We start from the raw sequence: 16,400 nt of genomic DNA, 5'->3' as shown, positions 1-16,400 counted from the left end.
GAACGGTTACCGAACGTTGTCGAGTTCCCCCGCTTGCAGCACAGCACTCCACACATACGGCCTAGTTTGAGCAGTCCACAATCAGTGCCAGTTGCCTGCTCAGTGACTGGCCGTCATGTGCGGCGGGCAGTCAGAAACCTGCCGTTTCAGGGCAGCCCGATGGCCGCCACTGGCCTGTCGTCCGGGCGTCCGGGCCGCTGCGGCTGGGCTGGTGGCGCCGGCACTTCACGGAACGACATACCGGGGGGCGCGGCCACCCCCTCTCCCTCACCCGGCTTGAACGGCGCGTCGCCCTTGCCGCCGCACGCCGTCGGCAGCGCACGAGGGCTCGCGGAGGCCTCGTGGTTCACGGTGAAGCAGTTGCCACGGGCCGTCCTGGTCGCGAGGACGAGGTCGGTGCCATTGTCGTGGACACGGTTGGCGCGCACGGTGTTGTCCTTGGCGGGGTATCCCTGCACGTCGCTCATGAGCACCCCGTTCGACCGGTTGCCGGTGATGGTGTTGCCCTCGATCAGGTTCCCGACGCCGCCACCGATGCCGATACCGATACCGAAGCCGCCGTCCGCCTGCGCGGGGCTCGCCGGCTCGTTGTTGTCGGTGATGGTGTTGTCCCGGATAACGGCGTGGTGCTGCGGTCCGAGCGCCTCCATGTCGTTGGAATTGACCGTGACACCGACCCGGTTGCGACGCACCTGATTATCCTCGACAGTCAACTTCCGAGAAGAGTTGGTGAGTTCGATGCCAACGGCGTTGTGGGTCATCGTGTTCATGCGCACGGTGGTGTTGCAGGGGTCGCACTGGCCGACATAGATCCCGGAGTCCGCCTGCCCGGACGCGTACGAGTGGTCAATGACGCCGTTTCGGGCGTCGAAGGCGTAAATGCCGTAAAGGGCGTTGTTGTACGCAGTGATGTAGGAGCCCCGAAACCCCTTCAACGCCGGGAACTTGGCGGTGTCCAGGGGGTCATAGATCGCCCCACCAGACCCTGGCCCCTGGAGTGACTCGTCGGTCACTCCGGTGAACAGGACTCCGTTGGCCAGGTGGTTTCGGACCGTCAGATTCTCTACGGCAGAGCCGGCACCGGTGACCGTGACGCCGTTCGCGCGCTTGAAATCGCCATCGATGACGACCTTGTTGCGGTCCGTTCCTCGCAGGACGACTCGCTTCGTGCGCAGCGATACCGATTCCTTGTACACCCCGGGTGAGATCAGGACGAGGTCGCCGGGCCGGGCGGCGTCCGCCGCGCGTTGGATCGTGGGAGCGTCCGCCGGGACGCGGATCACGGCAGGCTGGTCACGCTCCCCCGGCCGGTCGTCATTGGTGCTGGTGCCACACCCAGTGAGGCACGCCGTGAGTGCAGCCAACGCGAACGCGGCCGACGCGGCAGGGAGATGAGGAGTACGCATACCGACTAGGTGTACTGTCCGGTCCGCCCCTTCAGCAAGAAGATGCACCTTTTGGCTCGTTTAGTAGTTTCTTAAGCAGAAACATCAGGAGTTGAGATGCCTGCGCCCAGCCGTCGGACCGTGCTTGCCGGATCCGCGGCCATCGCCGCCACGACGACGGCCTGCAGCCGCTCCACACCACCCTCCTCGCCGCCCGATGACGGCCGCCCCCCCTCCGCCTTTGCTTTCCATGGCTCCCGCCAGGCAGGAGTGTTGACACCGCCTCAGCCGAGCCTTCTCCTGCTGGCCTACGACCTCGCTCCGGACACCCGAGGCTCCGGCGGAGCCCGCTCCCTGCGCGCAGTCCTGACCGACTGGACCCGTCTACTCGCAGCCGCCACACAGGGTTCCTCGGGCGACGTACTGCTGCAGCGAGCCGCCGCCCGCCACCTCACGGCCACGCTCGCCGTCGGTCCGGGCCTTCCCAGGCGCCTCGGCCTCCACAGCCCTGCCTTGTTGCACGCCCTGCCCGCCTTCGCCGGTGATCGGCTCCAACCCGAGCGCAGTGACGGTGACTTGATCGTTCAGCTGTGCGCAGACGACATGTGGACCTGCACTGCGGCCGCCGCGGCGCTTGACCGAAGCGCCTCGTCCGTCCTCGTCCCCCGCTGGCGCCAGCCGGGATTCCTGCCTCCGACCGAGGCGGGGCGTACCCCCCGCAACCTCTTCGGGTTCCTAGACGGCAGCGCCAACCCGGCAGCCGACGAGGCTCCCCGCCATGTATACGTCTCCAACGGGCCTGACCACGGTGGGAGTTATCTGGTCTACCGGCGCATTCGCATGAACCTGAGCGGCTTCGCTGCGCTTTCTCGTGACCGGCAGGAGCGGGTACTGGGCCGCAAGCTGAGCAGCGGGGCGCCGCTCGGCGGTCGGCGGGAACACGACGAGGTGAACCTCTTCGCCAAGTCACCCGACGGCCAGTACATCGTTCCTGCCGATGCCCACGTCCGCCTCGCACACCCGCGCCTCGACGGCGGAGCCCAGATGCTGCGCCGCGGCTACAGCTACGCCGATGCCCCCGACGACCAGGGCCTGGTCTTCCTCGCCTACATGAAGGACCCCGGCCTGTTCCTCCGCGTACAGGAGCGGCTCGCCGCCTCCGACGCCCTCAACCGGTTCACCCAGCACACCGCCTCGTCCATTGCCTACGTACTGCCCGGCGCGCGGCAGGGCGAGGTGTTGGGCTCGACCCTGCTCTGACCACGCAACGCCACACCTGCATCCCGCTTCCCTCCGACGAGGTCCCAATGCCCACTCCCCCCAAGTCCGCCCGGCGCCGCGCTCTGCTGTGGGGCGTCCCCGCGCTTCTACTCACCGCAGCCACCGCGGCATTGACCGTGACACGCAGCGAGGACACCTCGCCCCGGCCGATCACCGCCGCCGAGGCGCAGCATTTGGCACTCGCCCGGTTCAGCCGATTCGAGGCCAGCCCAGCCGATGTGGAGATCCACATCCCGATGCGCGACATGACGCTCACCGTGCGGGGCGTCGTCGACTACCGGAGCCACCGCGGGGTGGGGCACTTCACCGACGGCAAGACGGGCGGGCTTGTCGCCTGGGACGGTGGTGGACTCGCGGTGGCCACTGGCCTCCCGAAGAATGCCCCGCCCGGCGGCCGGGGCGGTTCCGACGGCAAAGCGCCCTCCACGAAGCGACGAGTCTTGTCGCTCGACGACGCGGCCACCCTGCCGTACACCAGCTGGTCCCCGCGCGCCTACACCACCGATCCGCTGGACACGATGCTGAAGCTGACGATGCTGCTTGGCCAGGACCGGCCGGAGAACGCTCAGCTTCTCGCCCAGTCCGGACCCCGCTGGCTGGGCAGCCAAGAGATCGACGGCGCCACGTACGGCGTGTTCTCCGCGCCTCGCCCCGCTACGCCCAAGGGCAAGAAGGCGCCGATCCGAAAGCCTGGAGACTCGCCTCTGCGCCTGTTCGTCTCCGACGACGGCAGGCTGGGCCGGGTGACGACCCAGCTGCCGAGCCAGTCCCAGCTCGGAGTGATCGACTTCCACGCCGACAAGGTCAGCCGGAAGGTCCCTGAGCAGCCCTGGAACCGGCAGCCCGTCGTAGGCGGCGGGAAGCAGTAGCCGGCTGTACGGCATCCGGCCCAGCACCGCGCGCCGGATGTGCAGGCCCAGCGTGGAATGCGAGCAACGATCCCAGGCGAACGGAGCTCGCTCATGCACCTGCCTCCCCTCACCGGTTCTCCTCGGCGCCGCCCCCTGTGGCCGGCCGCAGCCACCGCGATAGCCATCACCCTCCTTCCCCTGGCGGCCCCGGCCCCGGCCGCAGCTCAGAGCACCGCAATGCGCTGCGCACCGGTGACCGGGCCCTACCAGTGGGAGGTGGAGAAGAAGCTGAAACTGCGCCAGGACGGCCGGGCGTCTCAGGCCGACTGCGAGGCCGTCCGCAGGCTGCAGAAGCGACTCGGCCTGAAGCAGACCGGCAAGGCCGACATGAGGACGTATCGCATGCTCCTCGTCGACGAGGCCCGCCGTAACCCGAACGCCCGCAAGCAGTGCCCAAGACGTGCCTTTCGGGTCACCTGCATCGACCTGAACCGTCAGATCCTGTGGGTGCAGAAGGCGCGGACCGGCAAACTCGCCTTCGGCCCCGTGCCCATGCGCAGCGGACTGCGCGGCGCCGAAACCCGCACTGGCTGGCACGCGGTCTACTGGCGTCACAAGAAGCACTTCTCCACGATCTACAACAACGCCCCCATGCCGTACGCGCAGTTCTTCGACGGCGGCCAGGCCCTCCACGGCACCTACCACGACCTGTTCAGCTCGGGCTCCGGCGGCTGCATCAACCTGCGGGTCAAGGACGCGGCGAAGCTGTGGAAACTCCTGCACACCGGAGACCGCGTGTACGTGTGGGGCAAGAAGTCCGGCACCAACAGGCGTGCCCTCACCGCCACCGAGCGCGACAACCTGCTGATCGCAGAGGGCTTTGGGTCACTCTCCATCACACCGGAGGTCGACCTCGATACGCCGCTCACACCGCCGACTTCACAGCCTCGTTCGTGACACCGGCCGGACACGGGCACGTCCGTCCCCACGCGCGGTCGCGCTGCCGGCCGCACCCCCGACGCCTGCCCGAGTAGATCGCTACGGCGCCACGTAGGTGACTACCGTGTGTGTCTATCTGTTGCAGAACGTGGCATTCACCTAAAGAGTGAACATCACGTGCCCCAGGACGGGACACGCATCGCTCATGCACCCGTGAGGTGCCTCCACCTCGACTTGGAAGGAACTCCCTCTCCATGCAATTCACCAAGACCGCCTCGGCTCTCGCGGGCTCCGCCCTGTGCGGGTCACTGCTGCTGGGAGCCGTCGGTCCCGTGGCCGCCGCCACCGGCTCCGGGACCGAAGACTCCAACGCTGCCACCTCCCTCGTCCACCGAGACCTGGAGACCCTGAACGCGACCGCCAAGCGGTACGCGTCCGCACAACGTGGCGGCACCGCTACCCGCGCTGAGCTGTGCAAAGCACTCGCCAACACCACTCGTCACGCCTCGGCCCTCGGGAACGACGACCCGCTGGTGCAGGCTGAGGCCAAGGTCAAGTCGGCTGTCGAGGCGCTGGTCGCCGCGAAGAGCAGAGGGGACATCAACGCAACGAAGGACGCACTGAGCAAACTTGGAAAGGCGTCCTCAGGACTGCTGGACGCGAGCGTGAAGTCCGCCACGGATGCCGCCAAGAAGCAGTTCGAGGAGGCCGCCAGACCGCCCCAGACTGTGGTGGACATGCCGATGGAGCCACCGCCGCCGCCCACGCCCAAGCCCAAGCCCGAGACCCCGAAGCCGCCGCCCGCATCGGAGAACCCGAGCAAGCAGATCCACGCCGCACTCTCCGACGCCATGTCGGCACTCGCGGCGGAGAAGAAGGCCACCGCCGAAGCGGAGGCAGCGGCCAAGGCCGGCGACAAGGCAGCGGAGGAGGCCGCAGCGATGAAGAAGGCCGAGGCCGTCAAGGCCAAGGAAGCCGCTCTCAAGGTCCTGAACAAGTATGGCAAGGCCGGCCAAAACGCAAACGGCATCTGGTTCATGCCCGACCCGCCCCCGCCGCCTTCCCCCTCCAAGTGACATAGGCAGACGTCGGCCGTCTACAGGTCCCCCGCTCCCGTACCGGGCTCGGGGGACCTGCTGTGTTTCTGGCAGGCCTGTCCTTCCTGTGGTAGCTGAGCTTTGCCGGTCTCGTTGACACCGTGTGCGTGATGTCAACAAGCATGTGCGGATGGTGTTTTCAAGGCTGCACCCACTGGTCATCGAGGACGTGATCGACGCGTGCGAGTGCATTCGAGTGCGGGCACGGACCGCCGCAGCGGCCAGCCGGCCGGAGAGCCCTTCCACGGACTGCACCAACAAGACCACCGCAAGCTAAAGCCAACCGACGTGCTGCTCCCGTGTGATGGCAGGAGGGGCGGCGGCGCGCCGAAGAACATTCGGGCCGGGGTGCGGTCATGTTGAGGAGAAAGGCGTATCCCGCTGTGGAACCACCGCGGCGCCCGTGCCGCCCCTTCGAAGGAGTCGACATTCTCTTCTTTCGCCGGAACGCCCGCAGACCTCTGGGGGCAGAGCAGCGCGCTTCCCACATTACTGGGCGTCAGGTCCGCAGGGTGGTCGTGGTGATGATCGGGTTGGTGGTCCTCTTCGTTGGCAGCCTGGCGGTGACCGCTTCTCTCGTCACAGAGCGCTTCGACCGCCGGCTCACCAGGATCGGCGACCCGTTCGTTGCGGACCGGAAGCGGCCGTCTGGAAACAACGGCGCGGTGAATATCCTGGCAATCGGCTCGGATAGCCGCACGTCAGACGGTGACGCAAGACGCTGGTCGTACGGGGCCCAGCGGGCCGATACGATCATGATCGTTCACATCCCCGCTGATCGCGAGGGGATCCAGGTCGTTTCGATTCCCCGGGACTCCTGGGTGCCGATTCCCGGCCACGATTCCGGAAAGATCAACGCCGCGTATTCCCTGGGCGGTTCGAAGCTGTTGATCAGGACGGTCGAACAGCTCACCAGGGTGCGCATTGACCACATCATGATCACGGACTTCACCGGCTTCGAGAAGGTCACAGACGCCCTGGGCGGCGTCGTCATCGACGTGGGCGCCTCGACACCGTCTGCGGGTAGCCCCAACGCCGGCGCGCGGCGCCTCGATGGCCGACTGGCCCGAGCTTACGTGCGTGAGCGGCACGCCCTTCCCGGAGGCGACTTCGACCGCATGCGTCGTCAGCAGAATTGGATGCGTGCGATGGCACACCAGTTGATCTCCGCTTCGGCACTGACCAATCCGGTGAAGCTCTCCCGGACCATGGACGCAATCGCGGACAATACAGCTGTGGACGACGGACTCACGATGCGTCGAATGACCCAACTGACGCTGAGTCTGCACTCGGTACGCGCTGACGACCTGCACTTCGCTACGACGCCCGTGACTGGAACCGCAACGGGGCCGTATGGCCAGAGCATCGTCAACTTGGCTCCGCGGCAAGGGCATGAATTGTTCAGCGCGCTGGCCGACGACACAGCGGGCGCATGGTTCCATAAGCACGCCGACGAGCAGCTCGGCAAGCGAGTCGACTGAGGCCATCCAATCGGTACCCGTGCACGGGGGCGTAAGTGGCCAGGATGTCCGGGACAGCACTGATGCAAAAGCGCGGGGAAATTACTGAAGCGCAGCTCAGTTGATGCCAGGAGCGCCTCTGAAGTCCGGCAATCCCCCGGGCTGAGGTGTGCCAAGGCGCTGCATACCGCGCCTTCAGGGGGACGCCCGAGCAGACACAGAAGGAGACGACCAGTGCTCAATAGTGCAATGCCCCCGCAGGTGGAACCCCCGCGGAATGTGGTGATGATCGGCACAGGGAAGGGAGGCGTCGGCAAGAGCACTGTGGCAGCTCACTACGCGGCCAGTCACGCCGCGCGTGGTCGCAGCACGCTGCTCGTCTGCGTCACCAGCCAGGACGACGATGACCTCGGGATCCAACGGTTCGGCAAGGGCGACCAGCCAGAAGGGAAATCGGTACTGGACGGGTGGGGTCTGTATCACTCACTGCTCGACCGCACCCCACTCGTTCCGGTCCGCGAAGTGCGCCCCAACTTGGACGTGGTCCCGGGCGGCAAAGGTGTCGGAGAGATTATCAACTTGCTTATGGTGCGCATGATGCAGGAGGGCATCGGAGTGGTACTGGCTCTGGCCCGTGCGCTGGCTCCGATCGCACCCGCCTATGACCAGATCGTCATCGACTCCGCTCCGGAGAACGACTCTCTGGAACAGCTGGCCGCAGCAGCAGCACGGAAGCTGGTCGTGCCCACACGCTCGGACATCTCCTCCATTCGCGGCATGGAGCGTATCGGCCGGAACTTCCACCTGGTGCAACAGCAGGTCAACTCGGACCTCAGGGTCGCTGGCGCATTCCTGTACGGCTCCAACCCGCGTGCCACCGCCCTGCACGAGCAGGCGAGGATCCGGATCGCGGAGCTATTGGGCGACGACACCCCGGTCCTGGACACTGTGGTCGGCTACCGCGAGACTCCTGCCACCAATGCACGCAATTTGGGGCTCATGTTCTGGGAATACGCCGAGATGCTGCCGTGCAGTCCCAAGGGGTACGACGTTGCGGCCGGCCGCGCGAAGCGCGAGGACGTGGTCCCCGAGTCGATCGTCCCGCTGGCGAAGGAAATGACCTCGCTGGCCCAGGAGATGGACGAGTACTGCATGGAGGTGACCCCATGAGCGGGCTGTTCAGCGCTAACAGCGCGTCTGCCACATCGGCCGGCGGCGGCTTGTTGAAGGCGAACGCGTCGACTGTGATGCAGCAGGCTCAGGTCGTGGTGCAGGCACCAGTCGGTACGACCCTCGAGTCGATTCCTGTACCCCGACCTCCTGCGGGAGACGGCGAACTTTCCGTCGAGGAGCAACACGCCCTCGAGGCCTGCGAGGCCGGCATGGCGAACTTGCAGACTGCGTTCTGGGTCGCTGGCAAGAGCCTGGAATCAATGAAGACCGGCCGTTTGTTCCGCAATTCCGGGTACGGCAATTTCGCTGAATTCGTCTGGAAAAAGTGGGAGATCTCCGAGACGCAGATGCACCGGCTCATGGACGAGTGGCGAATTGGCGAGCTGCTGCACAGCCGAGGCTGGTCCCCGCGCGAGAGTCAGATCCGCGAACTCACCTCCATCAAGAATCAGTCCGGCAGCGAGGCAGCCGCCAACGTGTACGACGCGATCGCCCGCGTCCAACAGGCTCGAAAGAAGCGCGTCACGGCGAAGGTCGTCGCGGGGGTCGTCAAGCAGCTCCCACCCATTCCTGACAAGGCCGACGCGGGGACGATCAAACAGTTGGTCCGCGAGACCATGGCTCCACCTGCGCGGAACAGCGATGATCCCAGCGCAGGGGCTCATAGTCAGGTCATGGCGGGCGGAACGGAGCAAGTTCACGCGATCACGTCGCTCCAGTCTCATCGAAACACCGGCTCCCCAATTGGGGAGCCGGCTGAACAATCCAGCAGTCCGGCCGAATCTGCCGATCCTGGCATCGACCTGAGCGATCTCGCCGTCATTCTGACGGATCTTCAGGCCGCCACGCGCAGGCTGCGTAAGCCCGCAGTGCGCCGAGCTCGCAGCCTCGATCCCGAGCGCACTCAGCGGCTCATCGACGGCATTAGGTCGACCCTCAACGAGATCGAACACTGTGTCACCACGTGGACCGGAAGCAGCATGCACTGAATATTGGGACGAATCCAGAAGGCCGCGATTACTTACCCGCCCTGGCCAACAGAAGCAGCCGTTCATGCTCATCTGGACGGACCTGTGAACACGACGGCATGTCATCTTGCCGAGCATACGTTGACGCCGAATACTGTATTGAGTTCCTTCCACGTGAGGTAACGGCCTGTCAACGGCCTCGCTGGGGCCGAGTCCTCGCCCGTTTCATACGCCGTCCTGCACGGGAACCAGGCACGTTCTAGTGGGAGTACAAACTGCCCGTGATGGAGTGGCGTTGGCGAGGTGCCTGCGCAGACGAGGACGCAGAACTGTTCTTCCCTACGGGCCGGGGGCCCGCCGCGCAGGCACGGCAGATCTGCGCCCGTTGCCCCGTGGCGGTGGAGTGCATTACGCACGCTGAAGAAGCCCCCGAAAGATTCGGTATCTGGGGCGGGAAAACCGCGGAACAACGCGGATGGAGCGTCTACGGAAGACCTCTCAAGCTCGACGAGAGCGACGTGGCGTTGGGATCCGAGCTACCGGGCTCGTGCTTGGCTGACGGTGGCGCGTCGACGCCTTGATCGTTGATCCTGATCCGTGTGGTGGAGAACCGTGCGAGTACAGCGATCATTCGTAGCCAGCGGATCACCGGGCTGACGCCCGACGTGATCGCTGAACTCGTGGCAGAGATCAGCCCGTCGCGGCACGAGCGCCACCAGACGGCACTCGCTGCACACCCTCAACGCAGGGCCGTCGGCGCCGGGGCCAAACACAAACTGGCTTTCGTTGACCGCCTGTTGGCCTCGCTCGTACATCTCCGGCACGACGCCACCCACGACGTGTTGGCCGGCTGGTTCAGTGAGCGTTTTCAGCGTTGCCTCTCCAGGGTGAGGACGGCTTTGGTGATGACGCTTATGCGGTTGGGGCTGATGCGGGATCTGCGGAATATCTGCCAGGACTTCAGTCGTGCCATGCCTCGTTCGACGGGTGCCCGGGCTGCGGCCAGGGCGCGGTTCGCAGATTGCTCGGTGGGTATGAGTTCGCCGCCTGGCGGGCGGCGCTTGGCGGTGGTGACCCAGTCGCCGCCGCCGATGTAGGCCATGTCAGCGAGGATGGGGACGCCTTGGCGTTCGCAGATCCGGAGGATCTTGTGGATCCGAGCGGCTGTCAGATCGTGGGTCCGGCCCGGCAGCGCCGGCGACAGCCAGAGGATCTTCCCGGTGGGATCCGTGACGACCTGCACGTTCACCCCGTGCCGCTTGTGTTTCGCCGAGTAGTCGGCCCGGCCGTCGCCGACGCGGTCGCACTCTGCGAGCGTGCCGTCCAGAAGGACGAAGTCCGGGTCGTGCGTGCGCAGCGTCTTCAGCAGGCCCGGTGCCTGCTCGGCGAGCAGGCCGGCGACCGCGCTGACGTAGGCGTGGGCGGTGCCGACGGATATCCCGAAGGCCGCGGCGATCTGGGCGAGGGTGTCATGGCGGCGCAGGTACACAAGTGCGACCAGCGCGCGGCGGTGCGGCGGGAGTTTGCACCGCCGGTCACCCTCGCGGGTGACGATGAGCATCGTGAGCCACTCGACCAGGGCGTGAGGCAGGTCGAGTACGGCAGGATACGGAACCAACAGGGCTCCTGTGCTGCTGAGTTGAGACGTCGAACACCTCCCTCAACGGCACGGGAGCCCTGCCCGTTGCGCGCCCCGACGTCACACCGCCCCCATCACCCGATCGGTGACCGCACTGAAAACGCTCAGTGTCGACCGCTCCACCGTCACGTGTGCGATCGGTGAAGCACGGCCGCTGCTCGAGGAACCCGCCTGAGTGCTGCGAGGAGGTGCACGAGCGCCAGCGCAAGGCACACTCCTCACGGCATAGCAGTACTCGAACGTGAAGACCACGGCCGCTCCGCAGCGTGGCAACACCGGCACCGCGCTCAGTGCCGACTCGGCAGGCACCCTGGTGAGAGCGTCCTTGTCGGGCGGCGGTCACCGGGGGCACCCCGTGGGTGTGCGGTGCGCCAGCACGTCACAGCTGGATGGACTTGACCACCGTGAACTCGGTGAGGCCGTGGACGCCGTACTCACGTCCGTGCCCGGACTGGCCGTAACCACCGAAGGGTGCCAGCGGGTTGAACGCCGCGCCGTTGATCTCGACCTGGCCGGTGCGCATCCGGGTCGCAACCCGCAGCGCGCGCTCCGGGTCGGCCGACCAGACGCCGCCCGACAGGCCGTACGGCGTCCCGTTCGCGACCTCGACGGCGGCGTGCTCGGCGGCCTCGCCCACACCGTCGTACGGCAGGATGACGAGAACCGGGCCGAAGATCTCCTCCTGAGCCACGGTCATCTCGGGTCGTACGTCGGACAGAACCGTGGCGCGGACGTAGTAGCCGCGCTCCAATCCGTCGGGGGCCGCCGCACCGCCGGTCACGAGGCGGGCGCCCTCGTCGACGCCGCGCTGGATGTACGCGCGGACGCGCTCCCGCTGGACGTCGCTGACCAGCGGACCCAGGACTGTCTTCGAGTCCAGGGGATCGCCGACCGTCATGGCCGCCGCGGCCTGCTCGGCGATCGCCTCGGCCTCGGCCAGGCGGGCGCGGGGCACCAGAAGGCGGGTCAGGGCGGAGCAGGTCTGCCCCGAGTTGAGGAAGCACTTGGCGACACCGTCGGTGACCGCCCGGGCGAAGGCCGACTCGTCCAGGTCATCGAGGACGATGTTGGCCGACTTGCCACCGAGCTCCAGCGCGACCGGCTTGACGGTGGCCGAGGCCACCTCGCTGATCAGCCGCCCGGTGCGGGTGGAGCCGGTGAAGGACACCATGTCGACGTCCCCGTGTCCCGCCAGGGCCTCGCCGACCTCGGGGCCGGTGCCCGTGACCAGGTTGAAGACGCCGGCCGGGAAGCCCGCCCGGTCCACGAGCAGCGCCAGGGCGAGCGCGCTGAGCGGCGTGATCTCGCTGGGCTTCACCACGACCGTGCAGCCGACCGCGAGCGCTGCGGCGATCTTGCCTACGATCTGGTGCAGCGGGTAGTTCCAGGGCGTGACGCAGCCCACCACGCCGACCGGCTCACGGACGATCAGCGAGTTTCCGGTGCGCTCCCGCCAGGTGATCTCGTCGGCCAGTCCGGGTGTCGCGGACAGCGTGGCCAGCGGCAACCCGACCTGGATGGCGCGGGACACCATGACGGGCGCGCCGAGCTCGCTGGTGACCAGCGCGGCCACATCGTCGGCGCACGCGTCGAGTTCGGCGTACAGGCGGCGCAGCAGTGCCTGGCGTTCGGCGAGAGGCGTGGCGGCCCAGGCGGGGAAGGCGCGGGCGGCGGCCGCGACGGCGAGGTCGACGTCGGCGCGGGTGCCGGCGAGGGCCTGCCCCACACGCTCCTCGGTGGCCGGGTTGACGACGTCGATGGTCGCCGCGCCGGGCGTGGCGTACCAGGTCCCGTCGATGTAGTGCGCGGTCGGTGTGGACAGTGCGGTCGGCTCCAGGGCCACGTCGGGCGTCGTCATGGGGTCCTCTTCGCGGTGGTGTCGGAGGCGGTGGCGGCGATGCGCCGCGCGGTGCGGTGGGCCAGGGCGAGCACCGACAGCATCGGGTTGGTGCCGCTGGCGGTCGGGAAGGCGGAGGCGTCACCGATCCACACCCCGCGGGTGTCGTGGAGCTGCCCGGAGGGGTCGGCGACGGACTCGGAGGGGTCGGCGCCCATACGCGCCGAGCCCATCTGGTGGGCGGAGAACAGCTTGACGCCGCCGGCGCCGAGGCACTGCCGAGCGAGCCGGTCGAGGTAGGCGGGCAGGTCGTCGCCCCGGCGCCACTGCGGGGCCCCCGCACCGAGCACGGAGATCTCCGCGGCGCCCGCGGCCTCGTGGAGCTGGGTGACGGCCGCGAGTGCGCGGTACAGGTTGTCCAGGTCCAGGGCGTCGTCCAGCGGGTACGTGACGTGTGCCTGTCCGGCCGCGTCGAGGGTGACGCGGCCCGCCCCGCGGTCGCGCACGCGCCCCAGGAAGGCGCCGTACTCCCGCCAGTCGGCCATCACTTCCTTGTGCGCGACGGCACCGCGCCACTCGACGGACGAGGCGATGGTGCCGGGCGCATACTGAGCGCCCTCGATACGGAAACCGAATCCGTCCGTGTCCGGCGCCGGCTCAAACTCGTCGACCAAGAGCGCGTGCGGCGGGCCCCACCAGGCCCGCAGATCCTCGCCGTAACGGCCGATGGTGGCGAGGGTGGGGTGCAGATGCAGGTGGTGGCCGACTGCGGGGCCGCCGATGCCCGAGCGCAGCAGCAGGGCGGGCGTCTCCAGGGCGCCCGCGGCGACGACCACCTGCGAGGCGCGCACCGTGATCTCGTGGCCGGTCCCCGAAGCGTCGGCGATCCGTGCGGTGACTCCGTACGCGGCCCCGTCCCGTACGAGGACGGTCTCGACGTGGCAGTCGGTCACCAGGCGGCCGCCGTGGGCCACGACGTCGGTCAGGTAGGTGGCCGCGGTGGAGTTCTTCGCCCCGCTGCGGTCGCCGAAACCTATGAACCCGCCGGTCTCGGGGCTGTAGCGGTCCGGGTTGACGTTGCGGGCGGCCCGCGCGGAGCGCCAGCCCAGCGCCTCGGCGCCGGCCAGCATGCGCTCGTGAACGCCGTTCAGGTCGGAGCAGGTGTCGGTGACGTTGATCCGCTTCGAGACGGCGTCGAGGTGGACGTCGAAGTCCTCCGCGACGTCCTTGAGGCCGGCCGCCGCCCATTCGTCGCGCACCTGTGGAGGGGTACGCAGGCAGTTCATCCAGTTGACGGTGGTGCCGCCGCCGAGGACCCGTCCGGCAAGCAGTGTGAGGTTGCCCTCGGCGGTGGCGGTGGGGCCGCCGCGCCAGTACATCGACTGGTAGGCGGGCAGTTCCAGCATGTCCATGCTGGCCGCGGGGCGGTCGGCGCCTGCCTCCAGAACCACGACGTCCAGGCCCTGCGCGGCCAGCTCTCCGGCGATGACGCCGCCGCCCGCACCCGAGCCGACGACCACGACGTCGCAGGTCAACTCCTCACCAAGGGAAGGCTGGTAGCACTCGGGGCCCTGCGGAGGGGTGTGCGGGACGGGGCGCGGGCCGGGGTAGCCCAGGGCCTCCCACAGTGGGTTGCTGCCGGAGGAGGGGTCCGCTCCGCCGTAGGTGAGGAAGAGGATCACGGTGGTCAGGGCGCCGACGCCGGCGGCGGCCGCGGCACCGCCGAACAACGCGAGGTTGCGCAGCGCCTGCTCACGCGAAGGCTGCGAGCGGGTCTCCAGGCGCTCGCCCGCGAGGGCGTCGAGCAGCGCGCACATGCCCGCGTGCTGGGTCGCGTCGAGGCCGCGCAGCACCTGCTCGGCGGCCTGATCGACACCGAGCGCGGTGGCGGACGTGCCCCACAGGCCGTACGGGTCCGGGCTCACGTCGAGAGCGGGGACGACTGTGTCGCAGACGGCGCGCAGGGTGGCGCGCCGTTCGGGGGTCAGTTCAGGATTCATGTCACTCCGGTCCTCGAAATCGAAGGTGTACTGCCGTGACCGCGCCCCGTCAGGGCGTGACAATGGGGAAGTTGAGCCGGAAGGTGTCGCAGAGTCCAAGCAGGGCGGCAAGTGGTTCGCGGTCGCCTTCGGTGGTGGCCGAGCCGTCGGCGTGCGCCTGTTCGGCGGTGAGCGCCCCCAGGCACAGCAGGGCCAGCGTGGAGCGGGTGAGGCTGGTGTCGGGCGCGTCGTCTGCGGCGGCCGGCACCAGCACTCCGTGGCGCACGGAGATGCCGAGGCGTTCGTCGGTGTCGGTAATGTGCAGCCGTACGTCGATGCGGTGGCCGGCGGCCTTGGGACCGTTCAGGCGCACCGCGAGATAGTCCAGAAGCATGTCGGACGTCATGGCGTCCAGGACGTCCGCGTTGAGGACGGTCGGCGCGAAGTCGGGTATCCCGTGGCGCAGTTCGTCGGCTCCGGTGAGATAGAAGTTGCGCCAGGGCGCCGACTCCGCCTGGTAGCCGAGCTGCTCGAGGGCGTCGGCCTGGAGGGCGCGGGCCGCGTCGTTGGCAGGGTCATGGAAGACGACATGGTGGACGACCTCGGCGACCCAGCGGTAGTCACCGGCCTCGAAACTCTCGCGCGCCTTGGCCAGCACGGCGTCCGCGCCGCCCATGAAGTCGACGTAGCGACGGGCCGCCTCGGCAGGCTCGTGCGGGGCCAGGTGTGCCGGGTTGCTGTCAAACCAGCCGAGGTAACGCTGGTAGACGGCCTTCACGTTGTGGTGGACGGTGCCGTAGTAGCCGCGGCTGGACCAGAACTGGTCCTGTTCCTCAGGGAGTTCGACGCGCTCGGCGATCTCGTCCATGGTGAAGCCGTGTGCGGCCAGGCGGAGTGTCTCGTCGTGCAGGAAGCGGTAGAGGTCGCGTTGCTTGGCGAGGAAGTCGGCGATCTGCTCCCGGCCCCACACGGGCCAATGGTGGCTGATGAACAGCACGTCGCTGTCGTCGCCGTACAGCTGAAGGGCCTCGTGCAGATAGCGGCTCCACGCGACGGCGTCCCGTACCTCGGCGCCGCGGGGCGTGTACAGGTTGTGCAGGGTGTGGGAGGCGATCTCCGCCATGCACAGGGCGCGCAGCTGCGGCAGGTGGAAGTTCATCTCGGCGGGAGCCTCGGCGCCCGGGGTGAACTGGAAGGTGAAACGCACCCCGTCGAGGACGCGTTCCTCGCCGGTGCGGGAGATCAGGTCGGTGGGGGCGAGCAGGGTGACGGTGCCGGTGGAGGCCGCGGTACCCAGGCCGGTGGAGACCAGGCCGCGCGGCCCAGGGCGCAGGGTCATGCCGTACATGTAGTGCGAGCGGCGGGACATGGCGTTGCCGGCGTAGACGTACTCGCGGCCGGCGTGCTCCATGAACCCCTCGGGCGCAACGACGGCCACGCGCCCGGAGCGGATGTCCTCGGGGTCGACGACGCCCTTCACGCCACCGAAGTGGTCGACGTGGCTGTGCGTGTAGACGACCGCGGTCACGGGGCGGGCGCCGAGGTGTTCGCGCACCAGGCGCATGCCTTCGGCAGCGCATTCGACGGAGACAAGGGGGTCGATGACGATGTAGCCCTCGTCGCCGGTGACCACGGTCATGTTGGCGATGTCGAGGCCGCGTATTCTGGTGGATGCGCGGGGCGACCTCGAAGAGTCCCGCGATGCGGTTCAGGCCGGCCATGCGCCACAGGCCGGGGTGGACGCTGTCGGGCTCCGCGTCGTCGAGGAAGGTGTACGGCTCCAGGTCCCAC

General features: G+C 68.0%; 13 protein-coding genes. 8 read left to right on the top strand and 5 right to left on the bottom strand.

The window, feature by feature from the left end; genetic code table 11:
- Positions 1–146: 146 nt before the first annotated feature.
- Positions 147–1,283 carry a right-handed parallel beta-helix repeat-containing protein gene (locus ACP4E5_RS30260; protein WP_425834131.1) on the bottom strand — a complete coding sequence of 379 codons (1,137 nt, stop codon included), beginning with the start codon at positions 1,281–1,283 and terminating at the stop codon, positions 147–149.
- Between the two features lie 372 nt (positions 1,284–1,655).
- On the opposite strand from ACP4E5_RS30260, the gene ACP4E5_RS30255 reads away from it, so the two are divergent.
- From ACP4E5_RS30255 to ACP4E5_RS30220, 8 genes are all read left to right on the top strand, one after another.
- The gene (locus ACP4E5_RS30255; RefSeq protein ID WP_425841762.1) at positions 1,656–2,645 is read left to right on the top strand and encodes a Dyp-type peroxidase; all 990 of its coding nucleotides are present in this window, start codon (positions 1,656–1,658) and stop codon (positions 2,643–2,645) included.
- A 47-nt stretch (positions 2,646–2,692) separates the two neighbouring features.
- Complete coding sequence (locus tag ACP4E5_RS30250; RefSeq protein WP_425834129.1) at positions 2,693–3,535, top strand: hypothetical protein; 843 nt, start codon at positions 2,693–2,695, stop codon at positions 3,533–3,535.
- A gap of 93 nt (positions 3,536–3,628) precedes the next feature.
- The gene (locus tag ACP4E5_RS30245) at positions 3,629–4,474 is read left to right on the top strand and encodes a L,D-transpeptidase family protein (protein WP_425834127.1); all 846 of its coding nucleotides are present in this window, start codon (positions 3,629–3,631) and stop codon (positions 4,472–4,474) included.
- Between the two features lie 236 nt (positions 4,475–4,710).
- Positions 4,711–5,532, top strand: a complete 822-nt coding sequence (locus tag ACP4E5_RS30240; protein WP_425834126.1) for a hypothetical protein — start codon at positions 4,711–4,713, stop codon at positions 5,530–5,532.
- A gap of 533 nt (positions 5,533–6,065) precedes the next feature.
- Positions 6,066–7,034, top strand: coding sequence for an LCP family protein (locus ACP4E5_RS30235; protein WP_425834124.1), 969 nt, complete (start codon positions 6,066–6,068; stop codon positions 7,032–7,034).
- A gap of 264 nt (positions 7,035–7,298) precedes the next feature.
- The gene (locus ACP4E5_RS30230; RefSeq protein ID WP_425834122.1) at positions 7,299–8,183 is read left to right on the top strand and encodes a ParA family protein; all 885 of its coding nucleotides are present in this window, start codon (positions 7,299–7,301) and stop codon (positions 8,181–8,183) included.
- Positions 8,180–9,175 carry a hypothetical protein gene (locus ACP4E5_RS30225; RefSeq protein ID WP_425834120.1) on the top strand — a complete coding sequence of 332 codons (996 nt, stop codon included), beginning with the start codon at positions 8,180–8,182 and terminating at the stop codon, positions 9,173–9,175. The genes ACP4E5_RS30230 and ACP4E5_RS30225 overlap by 4 nt, the downstream gene beginning before the upstream one ends.
- Positions 9,176–9,438: 263 nt before the next feature.
- Positions 9,439–9,735, top strand: a complete 297-nt coding sequence (locus ACP4E5_RS30220) for a WhiB family transcriptional regulator (protein WP_425841759.1) — start codon at positions 9,439–9,441, stop codon at positions 9,733–9,735.
- Positions 9,736–10,022: 287 nt separating this feature from the next.
- Here the strand turns inward: ACP4E5_RS30220 and ACP4E5_RS30215 are convergent, their stop codons facing one another.
- From ACP4E5_RS30215 to ACP4E5_RS30200, 4 genes are all read right to left on the bottom strand, one after another.
- Entirely contained in the window at positions 10,023–10,772 is a 750-nt protein-coding gene (locus ACP4E5_RS30215) for a transposase family protein (RefSeq protein ID WP_425834080.1), read from the bottom strand.
- Positions 10,773–11,172: 400 nt separating this feature from the next.
- Complete coding sequence (locus tag ACP4E5_RS30210; protein ID WP_425834118.1) at positions 11,173–12,651, bottom strand: aldehyde dehydrogenase family protein; 1,479 nt, start codon at positions 12,649–12,651, stop codon at positions 11,173–11,175.
- Entirely contained in the window at positions 12,648–14,630 is a 1,983-nt protein-coding gene (locus tag ACP4E5_RS30205) for a GMC family oxidoreductase N-terminal domain-containing protein (protein WP_425834116.1), read from the bottom strand. Before ACP4E5_RS30205 ends, ACP4E5_RS30210 begins: the two co-directional genes overlap by 4 nt.
- Positions 14,631–14,679: 49 nt before the next feature.
- Entirely contained in the window at positions 14,680–16,248 is a 1,569-nt protein-coding gene (locus ACP4E5_RS30200; RefSeq protein ID WP_425834114.1) for an alkyl/aryl-sulfatase, read from the bottom strand.
- Between the last annotated feature and the right edge of the window lie 152 nt (positions 16,249–16,400).

Source organism: Streptomyces fractus (assembly GCF_049844455.1).
In the GTDB taxonomy this organism is placed as follows: Bacteria; Actinomycetota; Actinomycetes; order Streptomycetales; family Streptomycetaceae; genus Streptomyces; species Streptomyces fractus.
This window is presented reverse-complemented; position numbering and strand designations above follow the sequence as displayed.